Here is a 23,196-nt window from a genome sequence, read left to right on the forward strand (position 1 = left end):
TAGTTTCAAGTTTCCGGTCAACTTGGCCCCGATCACTTATTTAATAATTTGTTTACAGACATTGGCAAAAACCAACAGGTCGTCATCAAACTCGAGGCAATCAAGGCCATAACTATCCCATTTACCTCATATAGCCGCCCCAAGAGCAACATTAGCGCCACATTGAGTACAGCCTGAAACGGGGTAAGCATTGTTAAACTTCTAACCTCACTCATTGCATTAAGCAACATCGCCCATGTTCCTTGCCAAACACCAATGTACTGATAAGCAACAAAGAGAATGAACGTTCGAATACTCACTCGAACCCTTCCTGCTCCGGATAGATAAGCCAGGACATCATCAAGAAAAAAATAAAGCACAACGCTTCCAAAGCTTATCACCAAGCACCCGAATGCAACTAAACCATATGCGCTTTTCTTTATTTGTGAAAATTCATTCTTCACATATAGTCCAGAAATAACAGGCGCGGTTGCAGTAAGCGATGCATTGAAGACAAAGAACAAGATGGCAAAAATTTTACTTAACGTAAAATAGAGAGTTACATTTCCTGCGGCAGTCGCTGAGCTTGATATAGCAGACACCGTCATTATGTCGGTATATAGGACAACAGCAGCTAGGAGAGAATAGGGGAAGAACCGTTTAGCACGGTTTGAAATTTCTCTGACTGAAACAGCCAACTCTTCCACGTCAAATTTGTTCTCTTTTCCATAGCGCCTAATAAGAAAAATGGCCGGAATGGCGGCGGGCGGGAAAAATGCAGAAAGTGAAGTGAGGAGTAATGAAACACCACTTCCATGACTATTCGGAACAGCCAGAAGTAAGCAATAGCCTACGGCTTGAACAAGCACTTGCAAGACATACGACAGGTAGCCTGAGCCCTCGCCCATTAGAATCTTATAATAAACTTGGGCATTCCCACTGGCTATCAAAAATAGACCGGAAATGTAAAACGACAGGAGAAATACCCCTGTCATATCGACATTCAAATTTCTAAACACCACTGCACCAACTGCGTAAAAGCAGAATGTCCACAATAGTGAAAATGCAAAAAAACATCGCACATTCATCCTGCACGCAGCGATAATGGCACAGGAATATCTCTTGCCCTGAGCTTTCCTTTCAGCAATGATGTTCTGGACGCCAGCGCCCAGTTGGCAGTCACTTAGGAACAACCAGCCCTGCATTGAAAAGAAAATACTTATTGCCGCCAAGTGATCAAGATCTAATATTCTTGCCCATTCTTTCAGAACAAAAAATTGTATTGCTGCAGAAAGAATTCTGGCACACCATGCAGCAAGCGTCGTTAAGTGTTGATGCTTCAATCTGAAACTACGCACGGATTAGTATACCGATTTGACCCACTCGACCATCTTGCGAACGCCGCTAGCGGCATTCACTTTAGGCGACCAATTTAGAACTTCATAAGCTTTCCTGACTTGGGCAACAAATATCCTCTGATCGCTTTCACGTTTTGGAAGTTTTTCATAAGACAATTTCACACCAACAGCATCTTCCAGCAGCTCAAACAGCTCAAGAAGAGACAGACTATTGTCAATTCCACCACCAATATTAAATGCTTCTCCCGCAGCTACATCAATACGTCCGGCTGCGCTAAAATACAAGGAAACCATATCCTCTGCGTGAAGAACATCACGCACTTGCTTGCCGTTACCAGAAATAGTAAACGGCGCACTTTCACCTCGCTTAGCCTCAACAGCTTTTTGGCAAAACCAACCGATCCACCCTTGATCATAAGTTGCGAATTGCCTACCACCGTACATTGAAGAATGACGGAACACGACTGTCTTCAACCCATAAATCCGGTGGTAATCGCGCAGATACTGATCGGCGGCACCTTTGGAACAGCCGTAAGGAGAATGGAAGTCCAACGGCGTCTCCTCATCAAACCCGTTCGGCTTGTCAATGCAAACATAGCGAGTTTCTGTTTCTTGGTATTTGTACTGTTCCAGATCTCCATAGACTTTATTGGTTGATGAGTAAATCACGCCAGCATTTGGGGAAAAACGACGAATTGCTTCAAGAACATTCAGTGTTCCTAGCGCATTTACCTCAAAATCCATCCTAGGATTGGCAATCGATGTTGTCATCGCGACCTGTCCGGCGAGATGAAAAACCATATCAGGCTTGAATTCTGAAATCACTCTCTCGACATCATTCTGATTACGAATATCACCATAGACGAATTTAAAGCGCCCTTGAGCGCGCAGCCACTCTAGATTCGAACGAGATCCCTCCCTGTACAGGCTGTCAAAAACACACAGTTCGTATCCCTGAGCAATTGCGTGAGAGGCAAGATTACTGCCAAGAAATCCACATCCACCTGTAATCAATAGTTTCATTGAAGCTCTCCCAATACTTTCCTAATCCCGATCTCAAGGCTCGTCTCGCATTTCCAACCGAGACTATTCAATTTTGATGTATCCGCCACCGAAAGCATGACTTCGTTCGTACGATATGGCACAGCTCCAAATTCAAGCCTCGTACAACTTCCTGACAATTTGTGGACTAACTCGACAAAGCTACGCGTCGACCCAGCGAAACCGCTGCCTAGAGGGAACTCTTCATACCCAGGGGGATCATCACGTTTCGACTGAAGCAAGCAGAGGTACGCGGAGACGACGTCATCGATATAGATGAAATCTCTCTTTGATTCACCCAGCGTCAGCGGAAGACTTTCGCGATTTTCGCGGCATGCATTGATCACAAATGACGTAAATTTACTTTCGTCATCACCGGGACCAAACATATGCTCAAGTTTGACATCGGCAAAGTAGATTTTTCCGTTTTCGCCGAACCACCTTCCCCAATCAGTAAACTGCGCTTTCGAAATCGAGTAAGGGGTCATGTCTCGCGGCAATGCAGAGTCTGTATTAATAAAAAAACCAACCCCGCTTTTGATTGCCGCTTCGACAAGAGAAAGCGGCATCTCTGTATTGACCGCTAGCATTTCCGCGCAGTCTTCGTGATGCCTTCCGTAGATTGCGGCCGTATGTACAACTACATCAATTCCTGGATTGGAATCGAATGCAGCCTTGAAACCGTCCTCTACGCTAACCCAGTTGATCTTCCTATCCAGACCAGAAAACTTGTCAAGCCTGGACTGAGCCCTTCTCAAGGCCACGATTTCATGGCCTTCGGCAAGAAGGGCGGGGAGAAGGTGTCTCCCCAGAAAGCCTGTTGCACCCGTCAAGAAAATTTTCATTCTTGTGTTTAGAAGTTCACGCCAAGGAATGTTTCAATTTTCTCGACGATAAAGTCAAGCATCTCGGTGGAAAGCCCCGGATAGACGCCAACCCAGAAGGTCTGATTCATCACGATGTCGGTGTTGGTCAGTTCGCCACTAACCCGGTAGTTGCGCCCTTCCATATAGGGCTGTCGGGTCAAGTTGCCTGCAAAGAGCAGTCGGGTTCCGACCTTGTTCTGATCCAGATACTGCTGCAGTTCGACACGCGAGACGCCGGAGCCTTCCTTGACCGTGATCGGGAAGCCGAACCACGATGGATCGCTGTTCGGGGTCGCTTCAGGAAGAATCAGGAATTCGCCGCAAGACTGCAGCTTTTCCTTCAGGTAGGCAAAGTTGCGTTTGCGCGCCGCGATGAAGCCTTCTGCCTTCTCGAGCTGTGCCAGACCGCAGGCAGCCTGCATGTCGGTGATCTTCAGGTTGTAGCCGAGGTGGGAATAGGTGTACTTGTGGTCATAACCCTCCGGCAGACGTCCCAGCTTCCACGCAAAGCGCTTCATGCAGGTATTGTCCTTGCCCGGCTGGCAATAGCAGTCGCGGCCCCAGTCCCGGAAGGATTCGGCGATCTGCTTCAGTTGATGGTTGTTCGTAAAGACCGCGCCGCCTTCGCCCATCGTGATGTGGTGAGCCGGGTAGAAGCTCAACGTCGCGATGTCGCCGAAGGTGCCGACCAACTGACCATTGTAGGTCGAACCCAGCGCGTCGCAGCAATCCTCGACCAGCCACAGATTGTGCTTATCACACAGCGCCTTGATGACCCCTAGGTTATAGGGGTTGCCTAGCGTATGCGCGAGCATGATCGCCTTGGTCTTGGGGCCGATCGCCGCCTCGATCTTAGAGGCATCAACGTTGTAGGTGCCGAGTTCGACATCGACAAAGACCGGCACTGCGCCGAACTGCAGAATCGGGTTGACCGTGGTCGGGAAACCCGCCGCGACGCCAATCACTTCGTCACCAGGGCGGATCGCGCGCTCGCCCAGCTTCGGCGAAGTCAGCGCAGAGAAGGCGAGGAGGTTCGCCGAAGAGCCCGAGTTTGTCGTGATCAGATAGCGAACGCCGAGGAACTTCGCAAGTCTCTGTTCGAACTCATCATTGAAGCGACCCGTCGTCAGCCAGCCGTCCAGAGAAGCCTCGACCATCATCTTCAGCTCCTCGCCATCGAGCACCTTTCCCGAAGGCGGAACAACGCTCTTTCCCGGCTCAAATTCGCGCGGAGCATATTGAATCGCGGCATACTCCTCGACAAGCTTGGCGATCTGTTGGCGGAGTTCTTGGGCCTTATTCATATTCATTTCCTGTATTGATTTCAGTGGGCAACTGAGCGTGTCCCAGTCCCCGACAAATTGATCAGCTAGCTTCGTATTCGGCAATCTGGGCCAAAGTCAGGGCCCGCATATCCGCCCCCTTGATCTGCGCCTTGTGCCATTCGCAGATCTTGTTCAACGCCTGAACCAGGCTCCAGCGGGGTTGCCAGCCGAGTTTCATATGCGCTTTCGAGCAGTCGAGCTTCAGGTAGTGCGCCTCGTGCAGATCGGCCGCCGCGGGATCGATCCTGAAACTCGCTCCTTCGCCCCAGATCCGCGTCAGCTCCTCGACGATCCAGGCAACAGGCTCTGCGTCATGATCGCGGGGGCCAAAGTTCCAGCCTTCCGCGTACTCAGCCCCTTCCAGGTAGAGCTTCTCAGCCAGGCTCAGATAACCGGAAAGCGGCTCCAGAACGTGCTGCCAAGGCCGAATCGCGTGCGGGGAACGGATCAACACTTCACGCCCCTCCTCGATCGCACGGACGATATCCGGGATCAGCCGATCCAGCGCCCAATCGCCTCCGCCGATCACATTGCCCGCACGGCCAGAGGCCAGAGCAACGCCATGCTTCGAATACTCGGCGGGGTTGAAAAAGGACGAGCGGAAGGCGCGCGTCACGAGTTCCGAGCAGCCCTTGCTGTTGCTATAGGGGTCGTAGCCCCCCATCGCTTCGTCCTCGCGATAGCCCCAGACCCATTCGCGGTTCTCGTAGCACTTGTCGCTGGTCACGTTGACGACCGCACGAATTCCCGGAGTCCGTCGAATCGCCTCGAACAGGTGGACGGTGCCCATCACGTTCGTCGCATAGGTCTCGACCGGATGCGCGTACGAGTAACGAACCAAGGGCTGAGCCGCCATATGGATCACAATCTCGGGCTTCGACTCAGCCAATGCCTGATACAACGCCTCGGCATCGCGGACATCGCCGATGATCGATTTCATCCCTCGGGCGACACCGGCCTCTTCGAAGAGGCTGGGCGTCGTATTCGGCTCGAGCGCATAGCCGGTCAGCTCGGCGCCCATCCGCTGCAGCCACAGCGAAATCCAGCTCCCCTTGAAGCCGGTGTGCCCGGTCAGGAAGACCCGTTTTCCTTGCCAGAAGCCCTTGTTCATTCCCAGACCTTCCAAGGCGCCTTGCCGGACTGCCAGAGATCCTCCAGCAAAAGCTTGTCGCGAAGCGTGTCCATCGGTTGCCAAAACCCTTCGTGCTGGTAGGCCTTGAGCTGACCCGACTCGGCCAGCCGTTCGAGAGGCGTGCGTTCCCAGATCGTCTTGTCACCTTCGATCAGATCGATGACCTTGGGCGAGAGCACGAAGAAGCCCCCGTTGATCATGCCGCCATCGCCCTTGGGCTTCTCCTTAAACGAAGCTACTTTCCCATCTCCCTGGATATCGAGCGCACCAAATCGGCCGGGGGGATAGGTGGCGGTCAGCGTTGCCTGGAGGCCGTGATCGCGGTGGAAAGCGATCAACTTTCCGATATCGACATCCGATACGCCATCGCCATAGGTAAAGCAGAAAGCCTCATCATTCGCCACATAATCGGCAACCCGCTTCAAGCGCCCTCCGGTCATCGTCTCCTCGCCGGTATCAACCAACGTAACACGCCAGGGTTCGGCGTAACGGTGGTGGACTTCCATCTCGTTCCGGCTCATGTCGAAGGTCACGTCGGACATGTGCAAGAAGTAGTTCGCGAAGTACTCCTTGATCACATACCCCTTGTAGCCACAACAGATCACGAAATCATTGATCCCATGATGGGAATACAGCTTCATGATGTGCCAGAGAATAGGCTTGCCGCCGATCTGAACCATCGGTTTGGGCTTGACGTTGGTTTCCTCGCTAATTCGAGTTCCCAAACCGCCCGCCAGAATTACAGCCTTCATTTTATGACCCTATAGATAGTCAACTTGTCGTATGGCACCAGGCTCACCAGAGCTTGATCGCACCCTTTAACTCATTGATCCGACGCGAATTTTTTGGCTCAGACAATCCCCTTCTTCCTGCTTCTCTGACAAAAACGAAGACAAGAGCAAATACAAAAGCAAGCATTGAAAAAGCTAGCACAATCAAAGATCGCTTAGGTTTGCTCTTCCTTTCCGGTACTTCAGCTAGGTCGACAACCTGCAAGGTCCCAGCATCCCTTGCTTCATCGGCCCTAGCCATCTCATACTGCTTGGCCATCAACTCGAATAGAACTTCGTGGTACTTCACCTCACGAAGCTTTCGTCCGTACTCAAGACCAACTTCGGGAACCTTTCCGCTCGGTATCGCAACATCCGCCTTGCCAGCTTCTTCCGATCCAGGCTTTTCAAGCTTGACCAGCTGATTCCTCAACTCACCAATTTCACTGCGAATCCGAATTGCATCCGGATTAATATCGGTTGCAAAAGACCTCATTGCCCCAAGAGTGACCTCCCTTGACGCGATCTGAGCGCGCAGTGTCGCGATCGATTCTATGATCGCTTTTCCTTGAGCCCCTGGATCAATCAGGCCTGTCCTTTCTTGAGTCTGGCGCAAATCAAATTCCGCTGCAGCAAGTTCATCTTTTGTTCGTTTCAGCTGCTTTTCGAAATATATTCGGCGTCTTCCTGCTTCTGTCACAGCTAGACCTTGCAAGAGTTTGTCCAGCTCTTCAACATAGGCATTTGCCACCTTTGCAGCGAATTCCGGGTCCTTGTCCGAAAAGTCAAGAGAAATGAAACCGTCCTTTCCTGACGTTACTACGGTGCTCCCTTGAAGTATCGCACGCGCGCCAACCCGCTCCTTTGCTTTAAAGCGTTCCTTGAGATTGAAGCGCGTGATCATCCGATCCGCCACCGTCCGACTCTTGAATAGGCCAACATAGAGATCCCCCGGATTTTTGATTCCCAAGGCACCTCCAGCTAGCCCCCCCAGAGCACCGCCCCCCAACTGACTCAGCATTGCGGAAGCGGAGGAGGCGCTGCTTTGTTGTGGTGGCATTAGTTTGACGCTGGCGGTGTAGATGTTGGGCATGAAAAGTGTACACACTGCCGCGATGATCCCGACGCAAAGAGGGGTCAGAATCAGAAGCCTCTTGTTACTTGCCAATACAACCAGCAAATCGAGCAGGCTGATCTCATCGTCTTCGCTATCAGGGTTCTCAATCACATCACTCATACAAGAGCCTTTACCGGAAAAGCCGGCGATTGCGCGTCGGCTGGATTCCTTTTCAATATCGAGTTGCCCTGACATACCAGGGTCGCTTTTAGAAGCCGCCCAAAGCCTTGACGCCGGCGATGCCGATGCCGAACTGGTAGAGGATCTGGGTCCAGTCCTTCAACGACTTCATCGTCGTCGAGCGTTCCAGATCCTCCGGAACGACGACGGTGTCGCCCGGCATCGCGCGGTTGCCGCCGAAGCGGTTGAACAGCACGCCACTCTGTTTCTTGCTGACAACCGAACCGTCGGCGCGCAGCACGAAAACCTCGCCGGAATCGCCCGAGGCGTTGACGCCGCCCGCCATCGCGAGGTAATCCTCGACACGCTTCGATTTCTCGAACAGATAGGACGCCGGGCTGTAGACGGAACCGAAGACGTTGACGGTCGAAGGCTTGCTCGGCACATAGAGTCGGTCTCCATCCTCGAGCGGTACATCGGGGAGCTTCGTGACGTCCAGATCGTCGCGCGGCTCCAGCGCCATCACGACGCGGCCGGTCGGCGCGACCGACTGCAGCTTTTTCAGGTATTCCTGCTGAGCCTGGATCTGCTGGCGGGTCGCCAGCGCGTCCTCGGCGCTCAGCGCCGACTGCTGAAGCTTGACGCTCTGGTCCTGCACGTTCTTCTCGAGCCGGCTGACCGCCTCGGCCATGCTCTTCTGCTGGGCCTTGCGCGTCGACTCGCGCGTGAACTCGGAGCCGAACAGATAGGCGTTGTCGGTGAGCCCCCCTACGCGCGCGATCAGCTGGCGCAAGGTCTCACCATCCTGGACCCGGTAGATCCCGGCCGACTTGAACTCGCCTTCGAGACGCACATACTTGGTCTGCTTCGCGACCGGAACCGCGATGTCGGCCTTCGAGAACACGACGATCACGTCGCCGGGCTGCAGCGGCAGGTTGTGCTGAGGATCCTTGTCCAGAACCGCGCGGCCGAGGTTGAACGGGATCAGCGTCGTCGACAGGTCCTCCTGCAGGCGCTCGACGACCGCATAGTCCCAGTTGACTTCGCCCTGCTGGCGCTTCAGTGCGTTCTTGAGCTTTCCTCCGGCAGCAACTTCGTCCCCTTCGACGGGCTCGGCGGGATCCTCGGGTGCTTCCGCCAGGTCCGCCCGCGCGGCCTTCCCGTCCTCCGCTTTGGCATCGAGCCGGAAAGCCTTGACCGGATCGGTCGCCTCTTTCGACAGCGGCTTCACCTCGTTGCGCTTGGACCAGTAATTCGGCACGGTCAGCGCTTCCTTGTTCGGGATCAGGTCGGCGACGCGCAAGCCTTCGCGCCAGGCCTGACGCCTCGGATAGGCGACATTGCCGCGCAAGGTCACGGTCTTGTCGAAGCGGGGAGAGAGCGCAAAGACGGTCACGACGTCGCCATCCTGAAGCGCGCTCGCGAGCCCAGCGGGGTCGAGCGGCAAGGTCTCGGCATGGCGGCTGCTGCGCGCATCGATCCGGTCTATCGTCACCTGCTGCCCCTGGGCCGTCGTCGCGAGTCCGCCGGCCCAATTGATCAGATCCTGCAGCGAGTCCTTGCCTCTCAGCTCGAACACGGCCCGGGTATTTGTGCTGCCGCTGATCGCAACCTGGGGCCCAACCGCCGGGAAGAAGATCACGTCGCCGGGCAGCAGCTTCACGTCGCGGGATTTGTCGCCGCGCAGCAACAGATCATAGAGGTCGAATTCGCTGACCAGCTTGTCATGGCGCTTGAGCTGGACGCGGCGCATCGTCCCCTTCGGCGAAGGACCGCCGGCCGCAAAGATCGCGTTGACCAACGAACTCTGCGAGCTGATCGTAAACGCGCCTGGCCTCTGGGCCTGACCGACGACATAGATCTGTATCGTCCGCAGTTGGCCAAGGCTGACCGTGATCTCGAAGTTGCGGTAGTAATGACCAATCGCGTTCTTGATGTAGGCGGGCAGATCCTGGTAGCTGATGCCGGCGATGTTGATAACGCCGACCTTGGGGATGCTGATCGCACCGTTGCGGTCGACAACCGCGCGGACATCGACTTCAAGCTGTCCCCACGCACGGATCATCACCTCATCGCCGGGACCGACCACATAGTCGGACGAGACCGGCACGTTCTCAAGCGGCGCAAAGGTCGAGGGCACGTCGGAGAACAGATCGCGGCCGAAAATCGGCAGCGCGGCACCGGTGCTCTGCAGCACGAACTTCTGGAACTCGGTCGGCGCCTCGGGCATGCGCTTCTCGCGCGCCAAGGGCAGGTCGGCCGCCTGTTGCGGCTTCATCGTATTTGAGGCCGAGCGGGAATTCGTTGAACGGATCACGTTCGGCGCCGAGACGCTCGCCGAACTCACGCTCATGCTCGCCGAGCTGTCACCCGGGTTCGCGTTGAAGTCCGGCAGGGTCTGGGCCATCACCGCCGTCGCGCACAAACCCAAACAGGCCAAGCCCAGCAGCTTACGCATCTTCATCATCAAGCAGTCCATTCACGGAAAGGCGGATCCACCGATCCACCAAAAACTCAAAATCAGGAATCGATATGACGGACATAGTCGGCTACGCCTTCGGCAACCGACTTGAAAGCAGCTGTGTAACCCGCCTTGCGCAAAACCGAGATATCGGCCTGCGTGAAGCTCTGATAGCGACCGATCAGATCCTCGGGGAAGGGAATGTACTCGATCAGCCCTTCGGCGACAGCCTGTTCCAGACTCAACTCGGGGAGACCTGAGCGCTTCCTCAGCTCACCGACCACCGATCGGGCGATCTCGTTGAAAGCTTCGGCACGTCCGGTACCGAGATTGAAAATGCCGGAGATCCCGGGGTTGTCGAGGAAGTGGAGATTCACCGCAACGACGTCATCGACGCTGACGAAGTCCCTCATCTGCCCTCCCGCCGGATAACCATCGCAGCCGTCAAAGAGTTTGACCTTGCCGCTCTCCTTGAACTGGTGCATGTGATGAAGCGCCACTGAGGCCATGCGCCCCTTGTGGTCCTCGCGCTGGCCATAGACATTGAAGTAGCGGAAGCCCGCGACCTGGAACTTGGGCGACAGCGTCACGCCATCAGACCCGGCATAACGTTGACGGACGATCTGATCGAAAAGCAGCTTTGAATAGCCATAAACATTGAGCGGCTTTTCGTAGGCAGGGTCTTCCTTGAACACGGAGCTCGCGCCATAAACCGCAGCGGAGGATGCGTAAAAAAAGCGCGTTGCGTGCTTCTCGCAGTGATCGAGAAGGCGAACGGAATACTCGTAATTGTTCTCGAGCATGTAGCGGCCATTGCGTTCGGTCGTCGCCGAACAAGCGCCTTCGTGGAAGATCGCGTCGAAACGGCCCAGCCTTCCCGATTCCAGCTCGTCCAGCAGACGTGTCTTGTCCAGATAGCCGGACAGGCGCAGATCGACCAGATTACGAAACTTGTCGCCGTTGGTCAGGTTGTCGACACCGAAGATCTCGACATCAGGTCTGGCGCTCAAGGTCTTCGCAATGTTGCTGCCGATGAAACCGGCAACGCCCGTCACAAGGATTCTCACTTTTTTTAGCCTCATTGAATTTCCGAGCCGAAAAGCTCCTGATGGTTCACGGTGGCGGTTCCCAGTTTGCCGACGACAATGCCGCCCGCCCTGTTCGCCCACGGAACGGCTTCGCCGAGTGGAAGTCCAGCCGCCATCAGGCTGGCCAGCGTCGCAACGACGGTGTCCCCCGCGCCGGAAACATCGAACACTTCCTTGGCCTGGGCTGGATAGTCCTGCCTTCCGTTCGACGAAAATAGCGTCATGCCCTCCTCGGAGCGGGTCAGCAATAGCGCATCGAGATCCAGATCGCGGCGGAGCTCTTCCGCCTTCTTCTGCAGATCCTCCTCCGACTTCCAGGCGCCTACTACTTCCTTCAGCTCGGCGCGATTGGGCGTCAGCACCGTCGCCCCCCGATAACGCGCATAGTCGCTGCCCTTGGGATCGATGATGACTGCCTTGTTCGCCTCTCTAGCCGCCGAGATCATTGCGCCGATATGAGCAAGCCCACCTTTTCCGTAGTCGGACAGCACGAGCACTTCGCTATCGACGAGCAGCCTCCCGAAATCGGCCAGAGCGGCGCTGAGCACTTCATGAGAAGGCTTTTCCTCGAAATCGACACGGATCAATTGTTGCTGACGTCCCAGAACCCTCAGCTTGATCGTCGTCGGCACCGAGGAGTCTTCGATCAAGTGATCCGCAATACCTCCTTCACCAATCAACTCGCGAACCGAGCGTGCCGCTTCATCGTTACCGACAACTCCCATGATCGCCGCCCTGGCGCCCAGCGAGGCGACATTGCGCGCGACGTTTGCCGCCCCTCCCAACCTGTCCTCGTGCTTCTGGACATGAACGACGGGGACTGGCGCTTCAGGCGAGACTCGGCTGACATCGCCGAACCAATAGCGGTCGAGCATGATGTCGCCAACAACACCGACTCTGGCTGTGGATATCTTCTTGATGTGATCTCTGTTGAAAGACATTGGATTTCGTTCGTATCGATGGATGCTGATCAGGGGCAGGGATACCAGCCAAACGGGTCCTCCGTCCGGGCCGCGCCGTCGCGGAGAATATCCAGGACATCCCCCTTCAGGGCAAGGACTTTGGCCTCGACCTTGACGACATTGCCTATCCCGACCGCCTCAAGCTTGCAGATCGCGAGTCCAGGCTTGCCGAGCGCCTTCAGCGCCGCGGCTCTCGCCCGGTTGCGCTGGATCATCATCGGTGTCGGAGGGCCGGTCATCGCGTCCATGTCCCACGGGCCTTCGTAGCGGTCGCCGGTCGGCCAGGTGTAGATGCCGAAGCCTTGGCGGCGGTTTTCGACGTAGTCGCCTGCGTATTGCTCGCCGGCCCAGGGACCGTGCGCCCAGCGGTAGATGCCGCGACCGTGGCGCTTGTCGGAGCGGAACTCGCCCGTATAGCGATCGCCGTTGGCCCAACGCTTCTCGCCCAGGCCATGCTTCATGCCCAGATGGAAACCGCCTTCATAGCTCGCCCGACCGCTGGCTTTGCCTTCGCCTTCGGCGAGACCGTCGACACAAGGCCCTTCGTAGTGCTGCTGCAGCTCGGGATCGATGACTTTGCACGACTCGTCGGCCCTGACCAGCGAGTGAGCGATCGCCAGCACAGCTATCAACAGGATCGAAACACCCGCCCTCATTTGAAGCTCCACTGCGCGGCAACGCCGTTCGGCGTCACGCTGACGGTATCGGGGGCTCCGTTGTCCTTCTTGCGCCAGGACCAGGTCAGCGAACCCAGCGCATAGCCGATGAAGCTCGAGGCGACAGTGTCGGAGAGCCAGTGCTCGCGCTTCTGGATCCGCGCAACGTTGGTCATCGCCGCGAAACCATAGAGCCAGGGGGCGTCGTAGGCTTTCGCGAACGGGGTCAACGCGGCCCACGCGATCATCGTGTGACCGGACGGGAAGGACGCATTGCTGTCGTTCGACGATCCGGATTCGAAAGTGTGGCTGTCGGCGCCGGTCTTCGGACGGGCGCGGCCGGCCGCGTACTTGAGGCCGCTGGCGACCACCAGCGCCGACGCACCGGCCTCGAGCGAAGACGCGCCGACCAGGGTCAGGTTGTCGTCCAGGCCGGAGAACGCGGCCAAACCGCCCATCGCGAGCGCACCGTAAGGAATCGCGTTGCCGCCGTTGCCGATCTTGTTCCAGACCGAGCCCTGCATGTGATTGGACGAGTAGCGATCGACGCTGTTGTCGCCTTTCGCCGCGAGCAGGGTCAGCCCGGTCGCGGTCGCCAGCATCGCCCAGCTCGAAGGCTTCAGGGCGAGGGAGCCCAGAGCGCTCGCGTCGCGGGCCGCAAGATCGCCCAGAGGCAGGTCAAACATCGTTTTGCCGCGCGGCGCCGTCGCATAGTCGTCGTCGACATCGCCGAAGCGGCTCAGGCCATCCTTGTGGAAGAGGCCGTGGACCAGCGAGCGTTCGAACAGCGAATAGAGATCACCCGGAGACGCAACCATCTGACCAACGTCGCGGGTCCAGGGGGCGATCGCGAAACCGCCGCTGGCCTGGGTGTCCTTCGTCAACATGCTGTTCAGCGGAATCGAGATAAACATGCCCTTGTCGTGGTAAGGGCTACCTGGACTGCCCGGCTGAGTGATGTCGTTGCCGTTCGTGACCGTGTACCAGGCGCCGACTTCGACTCCGGACTGGAAGCGACGGCTCAACTCCAACCTGACGCCGTCGTCGCGGGCCAGGAAACGGCCGGCCCGCATCGTGCCAGTCAGATTCATCGGCAGCTGGTAATGCAGCGACGCAATCGCGGTCGTCGTCGAGTAGTCGCGCAGGCCGAACCAGCCTTCGGTGTCGCGCTGCCTGACCCAGTCGACGGCGAGATCCGCGGCCCAGGGGCCGCGCTCGGGGAAATAGGCGATCTGGGTGCCGGCTCCGGCGAACATCTCCTCATAGACGCCGGTCGAGGCCCGCGCATAGAGCCCCTTGTCGAGCTGAACGTATTTGTTCAGGAGCAGGCGGCTCAGCTTGAACTTGGCCCCCTTCTTGTACTCGGCAACGTCGGTCCGGACATGGGGCAGATCCGAGTTCGAAGCCTGGGTCACATCGCTGACGTTTTCGACCAGATCCCATTGAACCGCTCCCTGCGTCGACCAGCCCGAGCCGAAGGAATGCCCCATCGAGCCGAGAAGCGAGAAATCGTATTTGAGCGCACCGCTCGGATCGTTGAAGAAGAAGCTGACGTAAGGCCTGACCCTGGCCTGGTTCAGATTCTTGTCCTGGGTGCGCAGCGCGAAGAGCGGCACGTCCTCGCCGACGTGGAAGACCGACTCCGGATGCGCTTCGGCCGCCGCCTGCAACGCCTCTTCGGCTTCGCTGTCGGGGATGGAACCCGGAGCGGCGAGCTCGACCGAGACGCTCCGCGCCAGGCGGCTTCTCGGCGTCAGGCCGTAGAAGTACTTCTGCAACGCGTCGAGGTCGTAGAAGCGGTAGGTCGCGGCCGGCAGTTCATTGACCGAATAGGTAATCCGGATCTCGCGGGTCGCGTCGGGCGAATGCATCATCAGGATCCGGGCGGCACGACCGACCGCACGGCTCATCGCCGAGATGCGCCGGTTCGTCAGCGCGACGTCGAGCACACCGTCGCGCCAGGCGAGGCGGATGGCGCGGAAATCGTCGCCATACAGTGCCTCGATCGCGCGAGCCTTGTAGGACGGATCGCTCTTCCACTGCTCGACGGTCGGTCGGGGAACGGGTTTCGCCCAGGGTTCCGGTTCGTCGATCTTGGGTACGAACTCCTTCATGTCCAGCGGCACTGAGACATAGCCGTTGATGCCGACCGTGTTGTGCTGATAGGAGAGCTGGGTGCCTAACCAGCCCCAGCGGTACTCGAGCCCGACGCTGGGTCCTTTCTTCTTCCTGTCCGAGCCGGAAACGCTCGAACCGATGTCCTGCGCGTAGTTGTTCGCGTCGTATTCCGCGACAAGGCTCAGCGGCAGCTTTTCGGAGAGCTGGAGGCGGGCACCGCCGAAAGGGCCATCGATCCGCCCCTTGCCATAACCGACGGTCAGATCGAGCAGGCCGATATTCTTTGAAGCCGTGACATAGCGCGAACTGTAGAGCTGGGTTCCGGCATTGACGCCGGTCAGGTCGGTCTTGCCGACCGCGAGCGCTGGAAACCACTTGCTCTCAGGCAGGGCCAGCTTCGCACCGAGCGATTTGTCCTTGTAGGAGCCGTAAGTCTTGTTCTGCTCTTCGGTAAAGCCGGCCGGGACGTTGGCGATCCGCGTATAGCGGAAGGTTCCTTCGAGCCAGGGCAGAAAAGCCAGATCGGTCCACAGCAGGCCGTAGGGCTTGAAGTAGGAGTAGCCGGAGCTGAGCGTGCCTTCCGGCGCGATATGCGCATCGGGCATGTTGATCAGACCGGAAGTGCCGACCACCGAGGGCGCGGCCATCGTCGCGGCCGAACCGGCGAAAAGCAACGGCAGACAGGCCAGAGTCTTCAGCTTGAAACGCGGGGGGGCGGGGTGATGGGTCATGCAAATCCGGGCCTGATCCTCGCGGAGCAGGTAAAGGGCGGGAGACGCTCGCTTTTCCAGCGATCAGCAAAAAAGCAGCCCGCGCTCACGCACAGGCTGCTTTCCTTGAAACAACGACTCAGTGGTGCGTGGTCGTGCTGTGGTGAGTCGTCGTCGAGTTGTCGTCACCCGAAGCAACGCCAACCGCGACGGCAACGGCGACACCGGCGGTCACAGCGGCCGCAACGGTGGTCGTGGTCACAGCGGCAGTCGTGGTCGCGGCGCCAGCGGCGGCATCGGTCGCAACAACGGCTTCAGCGGCGAAAGCGGACGAGCTCACGAACAGGCCAGCGGCGAGCAGGGCAATAATCTTCATCATGGGGAATCCTTTCTTGGGAAGTAAGGTTACGACTCCCGTCAGCCCTTCAAAAAAAGAGCAAACCAAAGCCGAAGTTACAGCATATCCAGCACTGAAAGCGATTGCAAACACAGTCAATACGCCCCCTGTCGTTTGAACACGACACTGACGGTGCGCCACAGGATCACCAGGTCGTACCAAACCGACCAGTTGCGCACATACCAGGTGTCGAAGCTTACCCGGCGAGCGTAATCGATGTCGTTGCGCCCGCTGATCTGCCACAGCCCGGTGATTCCGGGGCAGGCACCGAGGTAATTCTCGCGGTATTCGCCGTAACGCTCCAGTTCGGCTTCGACCACCGGACGCGGCCCGACGAGGCTCATTTCACCTTTGATCACGTTGATCAGCTGAGGCAGCTCATCGAGGCTGGTGCGGCGCAGGAAATCGCCGATCTTCGTAACGCGCGGGTCATTCTTCAGCTTGAAGTCGCGCGCCCATTCCTCGCGCGCAGCGGGATCGTTCGCCAGCAACTCTTTCAGCACTTCGCCAGCGTTCGGAACCATGGACTGGAACTTCAGACATTTGAAGAGGCGTCCATTGCGGCCAACGCGCGTATGGCCATAGAAGGGACGAGCTCCGGTCTTCATGATCAGGGCACCGACCACGAGAAACAGAGGAGAGAGCATGAGCAGCAACGCGATCGAAACGAGGATGTCGAAAGCGCGCTTGAAACACCGTGGAGCGAGGCGGGCCAGATTGTTGCGCACCGTGATGAACAGCACTTCGTGGCTGAAAAAGTGCATCGTCTCGGTGCCATAGAGCGGCAGACCGCGGAAAGGCGGCGCGATCTTCAGGTGAGGGTGGTGGATCGAGAGCTTTTCGACCAGGGTCTGCTGCAGAGTCCCCTGATCCTGTTCGAGCGCGAGCACGACGGTCGTTGCCTGGCCATGATCATGGAGGTGGCGCTCAAGGCCGAGCTCGAGGTTTTCGACCTTCCAGGCCTTGTCGCCGACGCAAATCATCTGCCGTCCGCCTTGCGCCGCGGCCGGCGCGAAGAACCCGACGATGTCGTAACCGAGCCCGTTTTCGCTGAGCAGCGCATTCGCGGCGTCGACCGCATTCTCTCCGCAGCCGACGATGACGACCGGAATCCTCCAGATCCCAAAGCGGTCGAGGATCCGGCGCATCAGGTAGCGGGACAGGACGAGGACCACGGCGAAGATCACCCACGAAGCGATGAAGCCGATCCGCGACTCTCCCGCGCCGAACAGAAAGCAGCTCGCGCCGTCGCCGAGGAAGGCAATCGAAAACACGCTGAGCGCTTCGGCCAGAGCCTGACTTTCGGTCTTGCGGCTCGAGTAATTGCCTTTGTTGACCCAGAGCCAGATGACTCCGGCGCAGCCCCACAGCAGCATCGAGGAATTCTCGCCGAGGTGGCGGAAGCCGGCCAGATGCAGGCTTTCCAGCGATGAGATACCCAGAGCGGAAGTGTCGATCAGCGCAGCCAGAACGACGACCAGAACGTCGGCGAGCACCAGACACCATTTGGCGACGGTAAACCTGTCCATTCCGCTTTGCGGAACCGTTGCGGGCAAGCCCAGGTTCAGTGAGGGCGTAACGCCCAGCTCATCCGTATCCATATGCAAATCCTCAGGCTGCGCCTTTATCTTTCGGCTCCGCATGACTTCGGGAACCTGGTTTCTCCGGGCGGGTGCGGCTTAATCACTGTCCGGCCCCCCGAACAGCTCCGCATTCCGCCCGAATCAAATTTTTCAGATTAAACAGTTTTTCCGGATTTTCGAAAGCGAACTGGATCACACCGCGAAATAGTTCCTGTACCACTCGACAAAGCGCTTCACGCCCTCTTCGACCTTCATCCCCGGCTTGAAACCGGTCCATGCCGTCAGCGCGGACACATCGGCCGAGGTCGCCGGAACATCGCCGGGCTGCAACGGCAGCAGGTTCTTCGTCGCCTTGCACCCCAGCGCCTTCTCGATCGCTTCGATGTAGCTCATCAGCTCGACCGGCCCCTGGTTACCGATGTTGAAGACGCGGAAAGGCGCGCGGGAAGTGCCCGGATTCGGCGCCTGTGGATCGAAGTCTGGATCGGGTTCGGCGGGGCGGTCGAGGACGCGGATCACACCTTCGACGATATCGTCGACATAGGTGAAATCGCGCTGCATCTTGCCGTAGTTGAAGACGTCTATCGCCCGGCCTTCGAGGATGGCCTTCGTGAACAGGAAGAGCGCCATGTCCGGCCGTCCCCACGGCCCATAGACCGTGAAAAAGCGCAGGCCCGTGGTCGGCAGTCCGAACAGATGGCTGTAGGTGTGCGCCATCAGCTCGTTCGCCTTCTTCGTCGCCGCATAGAGGCTGACCGGGTGATCAACGCTGTCAGCTTCCGAGAAGGGCATCTTCTCGTTGCCGCCATAGACGCTGGAGCTGCTCGCATAGACGAGGTGCTGAACCGCGTTGTGACGGCAACCTTCGAGGATGTTCGTAAACCCGACGACGTTCGATTCGACGTAGGCCTGCGGATTGATCAGCGAATAGCGCACCCCTGCCTGGGCGGCCAGGTGGATCACCCGCTCGAATTTCTCGGTCGCGAACAGCGCTTCGATGCCGGCGCGGTCGGCGACATCGAGCTTGATGAAGCGGAAATTCGGATAGGGCTTGAGCCGTTCGAGACGGGCAAGCTTGAGGTTCGGGTCGTAGTAGTCATTGAGGTTGTCGATGCCGACGACCTCTTCGCCACGCGCAAGCAAGACGAGGGCGGCATGCATACCGATGAAGCCGGCTGCGCCTGTGATGAGTATCTTCATTTTTCTTCTGCCTGGAGTTGCACCCCCATCCGCTTCCTTCGCCCTTTTGCGGAGAAAGAAAAGGATCCGGGAGCTTGGGGAGGATCCGGGATGAAGTGTGCCGCGATGTCCTTGTTCGCGCCTGTCGCATTTTGACATACATCGCGACCCGGGCCTAGCGCGGGCCTCGCCCCCCAAGGGGACGAAAAACCCGCGCGCAGGCCAGAGGGGTCGCTAGGGCTTTGTCATGCGCCGCGCCTCGATGAGCTTGGCATACTTGAGAAAGCTCGTCAGACAACCAATCGCGATGTGGATCAGACCGGGCATGCCGTCGAGAAAGCCGCGCCGGAAAAAGTAGAATTTGACGAAGCGGACCAGCGGACTCAGCACGAGCTTGCCGACCGTCGCTCTGTCTCCTCTTTGCAACATCCGCTGCACGGACAGGCTCGTGTAACGATTCTGCTTTTCGAGATAGCGCTCCAGGCTCTCCTCCGAGTGGTGGAGAAGATCACCGCTCAGCCGCCCGACTTCGCCGGGCGCGACGACCTTTTCATGGACGGCGTCGTCGGACCAGTTGGCCCGACGACGATCGAAGAGCCTCAGGGACAGATCCGGATAGCCCTCGCCATGACGCAGATAGCGCCCCAGGAAGCGGTTGCAGCGGGGAAACGCATAGGCGGCATGCTGCGGAGCTTCAAGCTCGCGCTCGATCGCGGCGCGCAGTTCATCGGACACCACTTCGTCCGAATCAATGCACAACACCCAGTCGTGACAAGCCTGCGAAACCGCAAAGCGTTTCTGGGGACCGAAGCCCATCCATTCATGCGTCAGGACCCGCGCACCGTGCGCGAGCGCGAGCTCGCGGGTACCGTCATCGCTGTCCGAGTCGACGACGACGATCTCGTCGCAGAAAGCGAGCGCGGCGAGGGTCGGCGCGAGCGATCCGACACAGTTGCGAGTGATCAGGACAGCGGAGAGCGGGCAGCGGGAGTTCATGCGCCCGAGTCTAGCATTGGCCCCCTGTTTGATCGCCCAGAAGAGCGGCAAGGCGCAGAGGCGGGAAGAGGAATGACGGCACTGGGCCCCCGCCTGCGCGGGGGCGACAGGCAGGCACGCGGGGGCGGAGGCAGGCTCTCCGCTTTTGGAAAAAGGCACTTTGCCTTTCTCTGCGGCTCTGCATGAGAAAGATCTGCCCGTCGAAAATTCGATCACGCGGAGCGAAGCCTGGAATTCGCAGAGCACCGCGCTTTCCGGGATAATCACGCCATGAATTCCCTGTTGATCGTCAAAACCTCGTCGATGGGCGACGTGATCCAGTATCTGCCGGCGATCACCGACCTGCACCGCCACAGGCCTGAGCTCGCGATCGACTGGGTCGTCGAGGCGCCTTTCGCGCCGCTCGCCCGCCTGCACCCGGCCGTGCGCCGCGTGATCCCGATCGCGCTGCGCAGCTGGCGCAAGCGCCTGTACCTGCCTTCGACCTGGCGCGCTTTCGGCGCGCTGAAGAAAGAACTCGCCGGCGAATACGACCAGGTCATCGACGCCCAGGGCCTGCTCAAGAGCGCGCTCGTCGCGCGCCTCGCCAAGGCGCCAGTCGCGGGCTACGCGAAGAATTCGGCCCGCGAACCGATCGCGACCCGTTTCTACGACCAGAAATTCCAGGTTTCCTGGCAGCGCCACGCGGTCGAACGCAACCGGCTGATCACCGCCGCCGCGCTCGGCTACACGGCCGAAGGCGGTCCGGATTACGGCATCCACGCACCCGAACCGGCCGCCGACGCCTGGGCGCCTCCTGAACCCTATGTGCTGCTGCTGACCGCGACGGCCCGCGATGAGAAGCTGTGGCCCGAGCCGAACTGGATCGCTCTGGGCCGCGAGCTGAACCGCCGCGGTCTGCACTGCGTGCTACCGGCCGGCAACGCGACCGAGGTCGCGCGCGTCGAGCGGATCGCCGCCGAGCTGCCGCACGCGAGCCGGGTTCCGGCGATGTCGCTCGATGCGCTCGCCACCGTGATCGAGCGCGCCCAGTGCGCGGTCGGCGTCGATACGGGGCTCTCGCATCTCGCCGCGGCGCTGTCGACGCCGATCGCCGCGCTCTATGTCGCGACCGAGCCGGGCGCGAACGGAGTCGCCGGAGGCAAGAGTGCGGTCAACCTTGGAGGCAAGGGGCAGTGCCCCAGCGTCGCCCAGGTTCTCTCCGCCCTGCGGTCCTGGGCATGATCGCCCGCATCCTGTACACGGCGCTGTGGTGGCTCGCCGCGCCGTTGATCCTGCTCCGCCTCGTCTGGCGGGCGCGCCGTCAACCTGAGTACCTGCAGGATCTTCGCGAACGCCTGGGCTTCTACCCGGAAGCCGCAGCGGCGAAGCGGATCTGGATCCACGCGGTCTCGGTCGGCGAGACGCGCGCGGCCCAGCCGCTGGTCCGCGCATTGCGCCAGCGCTATCCGGACCACCGTCTGCTGCTGACCCAGATGACGCCGACCGGGCGCGCGACAGCGCGGCAGCTCTATGGCGACGAGGTCGAGATCGCCTATCTGCCCTACGACACGCCCGGCTGCGTGCGCCGCTTCCTGAAGCGCTTCCGCCCCGAATGCGGCGTGCTGATGGAGACCGAAGTCTGGCCCAACCTGCTCGCCGGGGCACACAGCGCGGGCGTCCCCATCCTGCTCGCGAACGCACGGCTCTCCGAACGTTCGGCGCGCGGCTATGCGCGGCTGGGCGGCTTTTCCCGCACCGCTTTCGCGAGCATCGCTCATATCGGCGCCCAGACCGAGGCCGACGCGGCGCGGTTGCGCGCCGCCGGGGCGAGAGCGGTCAGCGTCACCGGCAACATCAAGTACGAGATCACGCCGCCCGCGGAAGCCAGCGAGCAGGCCGCGCGCTTCCGCGAGCGGATCGGGGCGCGAGCAGTGCTGATCGCGGCGAGCACCCGCGAAGGCGAGGAGGGGCCTCTGCTCGAAGCCTTCGCCCGCCACGCGCCCGCCGATCTTCTGCTGCTTCTGGTGCCTCGGCACCCCCAGCGCTTCGCGCAAGTCGCCGCGCTCGTCAAAGCGCGCGGCCTTTCGCTGCAACAGCGCAGCGACGAGACGACGCTTGAAGCGACGACCCGGGTCTGGCTCGGGGACAGCATGGGCGAGATGTTCGCGTACTACGCGACGGCCGATGTCGCGATCATCGGCGGGAGCTGGGAGCCCCTGGGCGGGCAGAGCATCATCGAAGCCTGCGCTTCGGGCATTCCGGCGATCGTCGGTCCGCACACCTTCAACTTCACCCAGGCCTGCGCGCTCGCCATCGACGCAGGAGCCGCGCTGCGCTGCGCCGACCTCGACGAGGCGGTGCGCGAAGCCTGCGCGTTGCTCGCTTCACCGGAGCGCTGCCGCGCGATGGGCGAAGCCGGCAGCCGTCTCGTCGCCGAACACCGCGGCGCCTGCGCGGCAAGCTTGGAACTGATCGCCCCCTACATCAGGAATTGAGAACCATGTCTTTCGCAAACACCGCGATCCTCGTCACCGGCGACGGCCTCGGCCAGGGAGACGCTGCGCTGCGCCACAAGCTCGCCGCAAGCTATTTCCGCACCCTGTTCGAGGGTGGCGATCTGCCGCGCGCGATCCTGTTCTATGCGGACGGAGTCAAGCTCGTGACCGGGACTTCGCCCTGCCTCGAAGAGCTCAAGGCGCTGGCCACGGCCGGCGTGCCGCTGATCATCTGCCGCACCTGCCTGGATTTTTACGGCCTGATCGACGAGGTCGCGGTCGGCGAAATCGGCAACATGATGAGGATCGTCGAAGCGCAGGGCGAAGCGGACAAGGTCATCACGATCTGACGGTGGCTTCACCGCAGACAAGCCTCCCCCCGCTTAGGGCCAAGCTGCCCAGACTGTGACCGATTTCATATCGATACAGTTATTGCCACTTGTGCTCCAACGGATTTATCGTGTGGCCTCGTGCCAAGATGAAGGCATGCGTTCAGCGCCGAGAATCCGATGCCGCGTTCCCTTGCCTGCCTGCTCTGCCTCATCTTCACCCTCAGCGCCTGTGCGGGGGTGAGCGACGCTTCGGCTGCCGAGCTGCACGTACTGGCGCGCAATCCCGAAGGCGTGCGCACGGACGATCCGGCCTGGCTGAGCAAATTGAGCCAGGCGAGCGGCGTTCCGGTCCGCTTCGCCGCGGCCGTCTCGGCGCGCCGCGCCGCTTACCGGATTGCCTGCGATCCCGATACCGATTCCTGCTCCGTGGCACTCTCGCGCCTTGCCGCGAGCGGCCTGCTCGATCAGATAGAAACTGAAGGTCGCAAGACCCTGCCTAGCCCTCCCGCGTCTGCCACGCTTCACTGAG

Annotated in this window: 20 protein-coding genes; 4 read left to right on the forward strand and 16 right to left on the reverse strand. The window is 59.3% G+C overall.

What is annotated here, in order from left to right:
* Positions 1 to 32: 32 nt before the first annotated feature.
* The 16 genes from ACHFB9_RS17885 to ACHFB9_RS17960 all read right to left on the reverse strand — a co-directional run bounded on the left by ACHFB9_RS17885 (position 33) and on the right by ACHFB9_RS17960 (position 19,858).
* Complete coding sequence (locus ACHFB9_RS17885) at positions 33 to 1,322, reverse strand: hypothetical protein (protein ID WP_417068872.1); 1,290 nt, start codon at positions 1,320 to 1,322, stop codon at positions 33 to 35.
* An 18-nt stretch (positions 1,323 to 1,340) separates the two neighbouring features.
* Positions 1,341 to 2,360, reverse strand: a complete 1,020-nt coding sequence (locus ACHFB9_RS17890; protein ID WP_417068873.1) for a GDP-mannose 4,6-dehydratase — start codon at positions 2,358 to 2,360, stop codon at positions 1,341 to 1,343.
* Positions 2,357 to 3,223: an NAD-dependent epimerase/dehydratase family protein gene (locus tag ACHFB9_RS17895; RefSeq protein ID WP_417068874.1), complete on the reverse strand. Its 867-nt coding sequence runs from the start codon at positions 3,221 to 3,223 to the stop codon at positions 2,357 to 2,359. The genes ACHFB9_RS17890 and ACHFB9_RS17895 overlap by 4 nt, the downstream gene beginning before the upstream one ends.
* Positions 3,224 to 3,231: 8 nt before the next feature.
* Positions 3,232 to 4,548, reverse strand: a complete 1,317-nt coding sequence (gene rfbH, locus ACHFB9_RS17900) for a lipopolysaccharide biosynthesis protein RfbH (protein WP_417068875.1) — start codon at positions 4,546 to 4,548, stop codon at positions 3,232 to 3,234.
* A 61-nt stretch (positions 4,549 to 4,609) separates the two neighbouring features.
* The gene (gene rfbG, locus ACHFB9_RS17905; RefSeq protein ID WP_417068876.1) at positions 4,610 to 5,680 is read right to left on the reverse strand and encodes a CDP-glucose 4,6-dehydratase; all 1,071 of its coding nucleotides are present in this window, start codon (positions 5,678 to 5,680) and stop codon (positions 4,610 to 4,612) included.
* Positions 5,677 to 6,453 (reverse strand): glucose-1-phosphate cytidylyltransferase, encoded by a 777-nt coding sequence (gene rfbF / locus ACHFB9_RS17910; protein WP_417068877.1) that lies wholly within the window; start codon positions 6,451 to 6,453, stop codon positions 5,677 to 5,679. The genes rfbG and rfbF overlap by 4 nt, the downstream gene beginning before the upstream one ends.
* Positions 6,454 to 6,496: 43 nt before the next feature.
* Entirely contained in the window at positions 6,497 to 7,783 is a 1,287-nt protein-coding gene (locus ACHFB9_RS17915; RefSeq protein WP_417068878.1) for a GumC family protein, read from the reverse strand.
* A 13-nt stretch (positions 7,784 to 7,796) separates the two neighbouring features.
* Complete coding sequence (locus ACHFB9_RS17920; protein ID WP_417068879.1) at positions 7,797 to 10,175, reverse strand: SLBB domain-containing protein; 2,379 nt, start codon at positions 10,173 to 10,175, stop codon at positions 7,797 to 7,799.
* Positions 10,176 to 10,228: 53 nt separating this feature from the next.
* Positions 10,229 to 11,236: an ADP-glyceromanno-heptose 6-epimerase gene (gene rfaD, locus ACHFB9_RS17925; RefSeq protein WP_417068880.1), complete on the reverse strand. Its 1,008-nt coding sequence runs from the start codon at positions 11,234 to 11,236 to the stop codon at positions 10,229 to 10,231.
* Positions 11,237 to 11,247: 11 nt separating this feature from the next.
* Positions 11,248 to 12,198 carry a D-glycero-beta-D-manno-heptose-7-phosphate kinase gene (gene rfaE1 / locus ACHFB9_RS17930; protein WP_417068881.1) on the reverse strand — a complete coding sequence of 317 codons (951 nt, stop codon included), beginning with the start codon at positions 12,196 to 12,198 and terminating at the stop codon, positions 11,248 to 11,250.
* A gap of 29 nt (positions 12,199 to 12,227) precedes the next feature.
* The gene (locus ACHFB9_RS17935; RefSeq protein WP_417068882.1) at positions 12,228 to 12,875 is read right to left on the reverse strand and encodes an MORN repeat-containing protein; all 648 of its coding nucleotides are present in this window, start codon (positions 12,873 to 12,875) and stop codon (positions 12,228 to 12,230) included.
* Positions 12,872 to 15,724 carry a YjbH domain-containing protein gene (locus ACHFB9_RS17940; protein WP_417068883.1) on the reverse strand — a complete coding sequence of 951 codons (2,853 nt, stop codon included), beginning with the start codon at positions 15,722 to 15,724 and terminating at the stop codon, positions 12,872 to 12,874. The genes ACHFB9_RS17935 and ACHFB9_RS17940 overlap by 4 nt, the downstream gene beginning before the upstream one ends.
* Positions 15,725 to 15,842: 118 nt before the next feature.
* Complete coding sequence (locus ACHFB9_RS17945; protein WP_417068884.1) at positions 15,843 to 16,082, reverse strand: hypothetical protein; 240 nt, start codon at positions 16,080 to 16,082, stop codon at positions 15,843 to 15,845.
* A gap of 113 nt (positions 16,083 to 16,195) precedes the next feature.
* Positions 16,196 to 17,701 carry an undecaprenyl-phosphate galactose phosphotransferase WbaP gene (gene wbaP, locus ACHFB9_RS17950; RefSeq protein ID WP_417068885.1) on the reverse strand — a complete coding sequence of 502 codons (1,506 nt, stop codon included), beginning with the start codon at positions 17,699 to 17,701 and terminating at the stop codon, positions 16,196 to 16,198.
* A gap of 174 nt (positions 17,702 to 17,875) precedes the next feature.
* Positions 17,876 to 18,883, reverse strand: coding sequence for an NAD-dependent epimerase (locus ACHFB9_RS17955; protein ID WP_417068886.1), 1,008 nt, complete (start codon positions 18,881 to 18,883; stop codon positions 17,876 to 17,878).
* Between the two features lie 213 nt (positions 18,884 to 19,096).
* Positions 19,097 to 19,858, reverse strand: coding sequence for a glycosyltransferase family 2 protein (locus ACHFB9_RS17960; protein ID WP_417068887.1), 762 nt, complete (start codon positions 19,856 to 19,858; stop codon positions 19,097 to 19,099).
* Positions 19,859 to 20,128: 270 nt separating this feature from the next.
* Here ACHFB9_RS17960 and waaC point away from each other — a divergent pair, with 270 nt between their 5' ends.
* The 4 genes from waaC to ACHFB9_RS17980 all read left to right on the forward strand — a co-directional run bounded on the left by waaC (position 20,129) and on the right by ACHFB9_RS17980 (position 23,195).
* A complete protein-coding gene (waaC, locus tag ACHFB9_RS17965; protein ID WP_417068888.1) occupies positions 20,129 to 21,082 on the forward strand; it encodes a lipopolysaccharide heptosyltransferase I in 954 nt (317 codons plus the stop codon).
* Positions 21,079 to 22,335: a lipid IV(A) 3-deoxy-D-manno-octulosonic acid transferase gene (gene waaA, locus ACHFB9_RS17970; RefSeq protein WP_417068889.1), complete on the forward strand. Its 1,257-nt coding sequence runs from the start codon at positions 21,079 to 21,081 to the stop codon at positions 22,333 to 22,335. The genes waaC and waaA overlap by 4 nt, the downstream gene beginning before the upstream one ends.
* A 5-nt stretch (positions 22,336 to 22,340) precedes the next feature.
* Positions 22,341 to 22,685, forward strand: a complete 345-nt coding sequence (locus tag ACHFB9_RS17975; protein WP_417068890.1) for a DsrE family protein — start codon at positions 22,341 to 22,343, stop codon at positions 22,683 to 22,685.
* Positions 22,686 to 22,844: 159 nt separating this feature from the next.
* The gene (locus ACHFB9_RS17980; RefSeq protein WP_417068891.1) at positions 22,845 to 23,195 is read left to right on the forward strand and encodes a hypothetical protein; all 351 of its coding nucleotides are present in this window, start codon (positions 22,845 to 22,847) and stop codon (positions 23,193 to 23,195) included.
* Position 23,196 lies beyond the last annotated feature (1 nt).

It is taken from the genome of Niveibacterium terrae (genome assembly GCF_048213115.1).
Lineage (GTDB): Bacteria > Pseudomonadota > Gammaproteobacteria > Burkholderiales > Rhodocyclaceae > Niveibacterium > Niveibacterium terrae.

What these genes read in the sequence shown, in the direction of transcription:
- rfaE1 (WP_417068881.1), bottom strand. Translation starts at nt 12,198, where the DNA reads ATGTCTTTCAACAGAGATCACATCAAGAAGATATCCACAGCCAGAGTC.
- rfbG (WP_417068876.1), bottom strand. Translation starts at nt 5,680, where the DNA reads ATGAACAAGGGCTTCTGGCAAGGAAAACGGGTCTTCCTGACCGGGCAC.
- ACHFB9_RS17895 (WP_417068874.1), bottom strand. Translation starts at nt 3,223, where the DNA reads ATGAAAATTTTCTTGACGGGTGCAACAGGCTTTCTGGGGAGACACCTT.
- ACHFB9_RS17890 (WP_417068873.1), bottom strand. Translation starts at nt 2,360, where the DNA reads ATGAAACTATTGATTACAGGTGGATGTGGATTTCTTGGCAGTAATCTT.
- ACHFB9_RS17935 (WP_417068882.1), bottom strand. Translation starts at nt 12,875, where the DNA reads ATGAGGGCGGGTGTTTCGATCCTGTTGATAGCTGTGCTGGCGATCGCT.
- rfbH (WP_417068875.1), bottom strand. Translation starts at nt 4,548, where the DNA reads ATGAATAAGGCCCAAGAACTCCGCCAACAGATCGCCAAGCTTGTCGAG.
- ACHFB9_RS17960 (WP_417068887.1), bottom strand. Translation starts at nt 19,858, where the DNA reads ATGAACTCCCGCTGCCCGCTCTCCGCTGTCCTGATCACTCGCAACTGT.
- waaA (WP_417068889.1), top strand. Translation starts at nt 21,079, where the DNA reads ATGATCGCCCGCATCCTGTACACGGCGCTGTGGTGGCTCGCCGCGCCG.
- ACHFB9_RS17940 (WP_417068883.1), bottom strand. Translation starts at nt 15,724, where the DNA reads ATGACCCATCACCCCGCCCCCCCGCGTTTCAAGCTGAAGACTCTGGCC.
- wbaP (WP_417068885.1), bottom strand. Translation starts at nt 17,701, where the DNA reads ATGGATACGGATGAGCTGGGCGTTACGCCCTCACTGAACCTGGGCTTG.
- ACHFB9_RS17915 (WP_417068878.1), bottom strand. Translation starts at nt 7,783, where the DNA reads ATGTCAGGGCAACTCGATATTGAAAAGGAATCCAGCCGACGCGCAATC.
- ACHFB9_RS17980 (WP_417068891.1), top strand. Translation starts at nt 22,845, where the DNA reads ATGCCGCGTTCCCTTGCCTGCCTGCTCTGCCTCATCTTCACCCTCAGC.
- rfbF (WP_417068877.1), bottom strand. Translation starts at nt 6,453, where the DNA reads ATGAAGGCTGTAATTCTGGCGGGCGGTTTGGGAACTCGAATTAGCGAG.
- ACHFB9_RS17920 (WP_417068879.1), bottom strand. Translation starts at nt 10,175, where the DNA reads ATGATGAAGATGCGTAAGCTGCTGGGCTTGGCCTGTTTGGGTTTGTGC.
- waaC (WP_417068888.1), top strand. Translation starts at nt 20,129, where the DNA reads ATGAATTCCCTGTTGATCGTCAAAACCTCGTCGATGGGCGACGTGATC.
- ACHFB9_RS17945 (WP_417068884.1), bottom strand. Translation starts at nt 16,082, where the DNA reads ATGATGAAGATTATTGCCCTGCTCGCCGCTGGCCTGTTCGTGAGCTCG.
- ACHFB9_RS17955 (WP_417068886.1), bottom strand. Translation starts at nt 18,883, where the DNA reads ATGAAGATACTCATCACAGGCGCAGCCGGCTTCATCGGTATGCATGCC.
- ACHFB9_RS17975 (WP_417068890.1), top strand. Translation starts at nt 22,341, where the DNA reads ATGTCTTTCGCAAACACCGCGATCCTCGTCACCGGCGACGGCCTCGGC.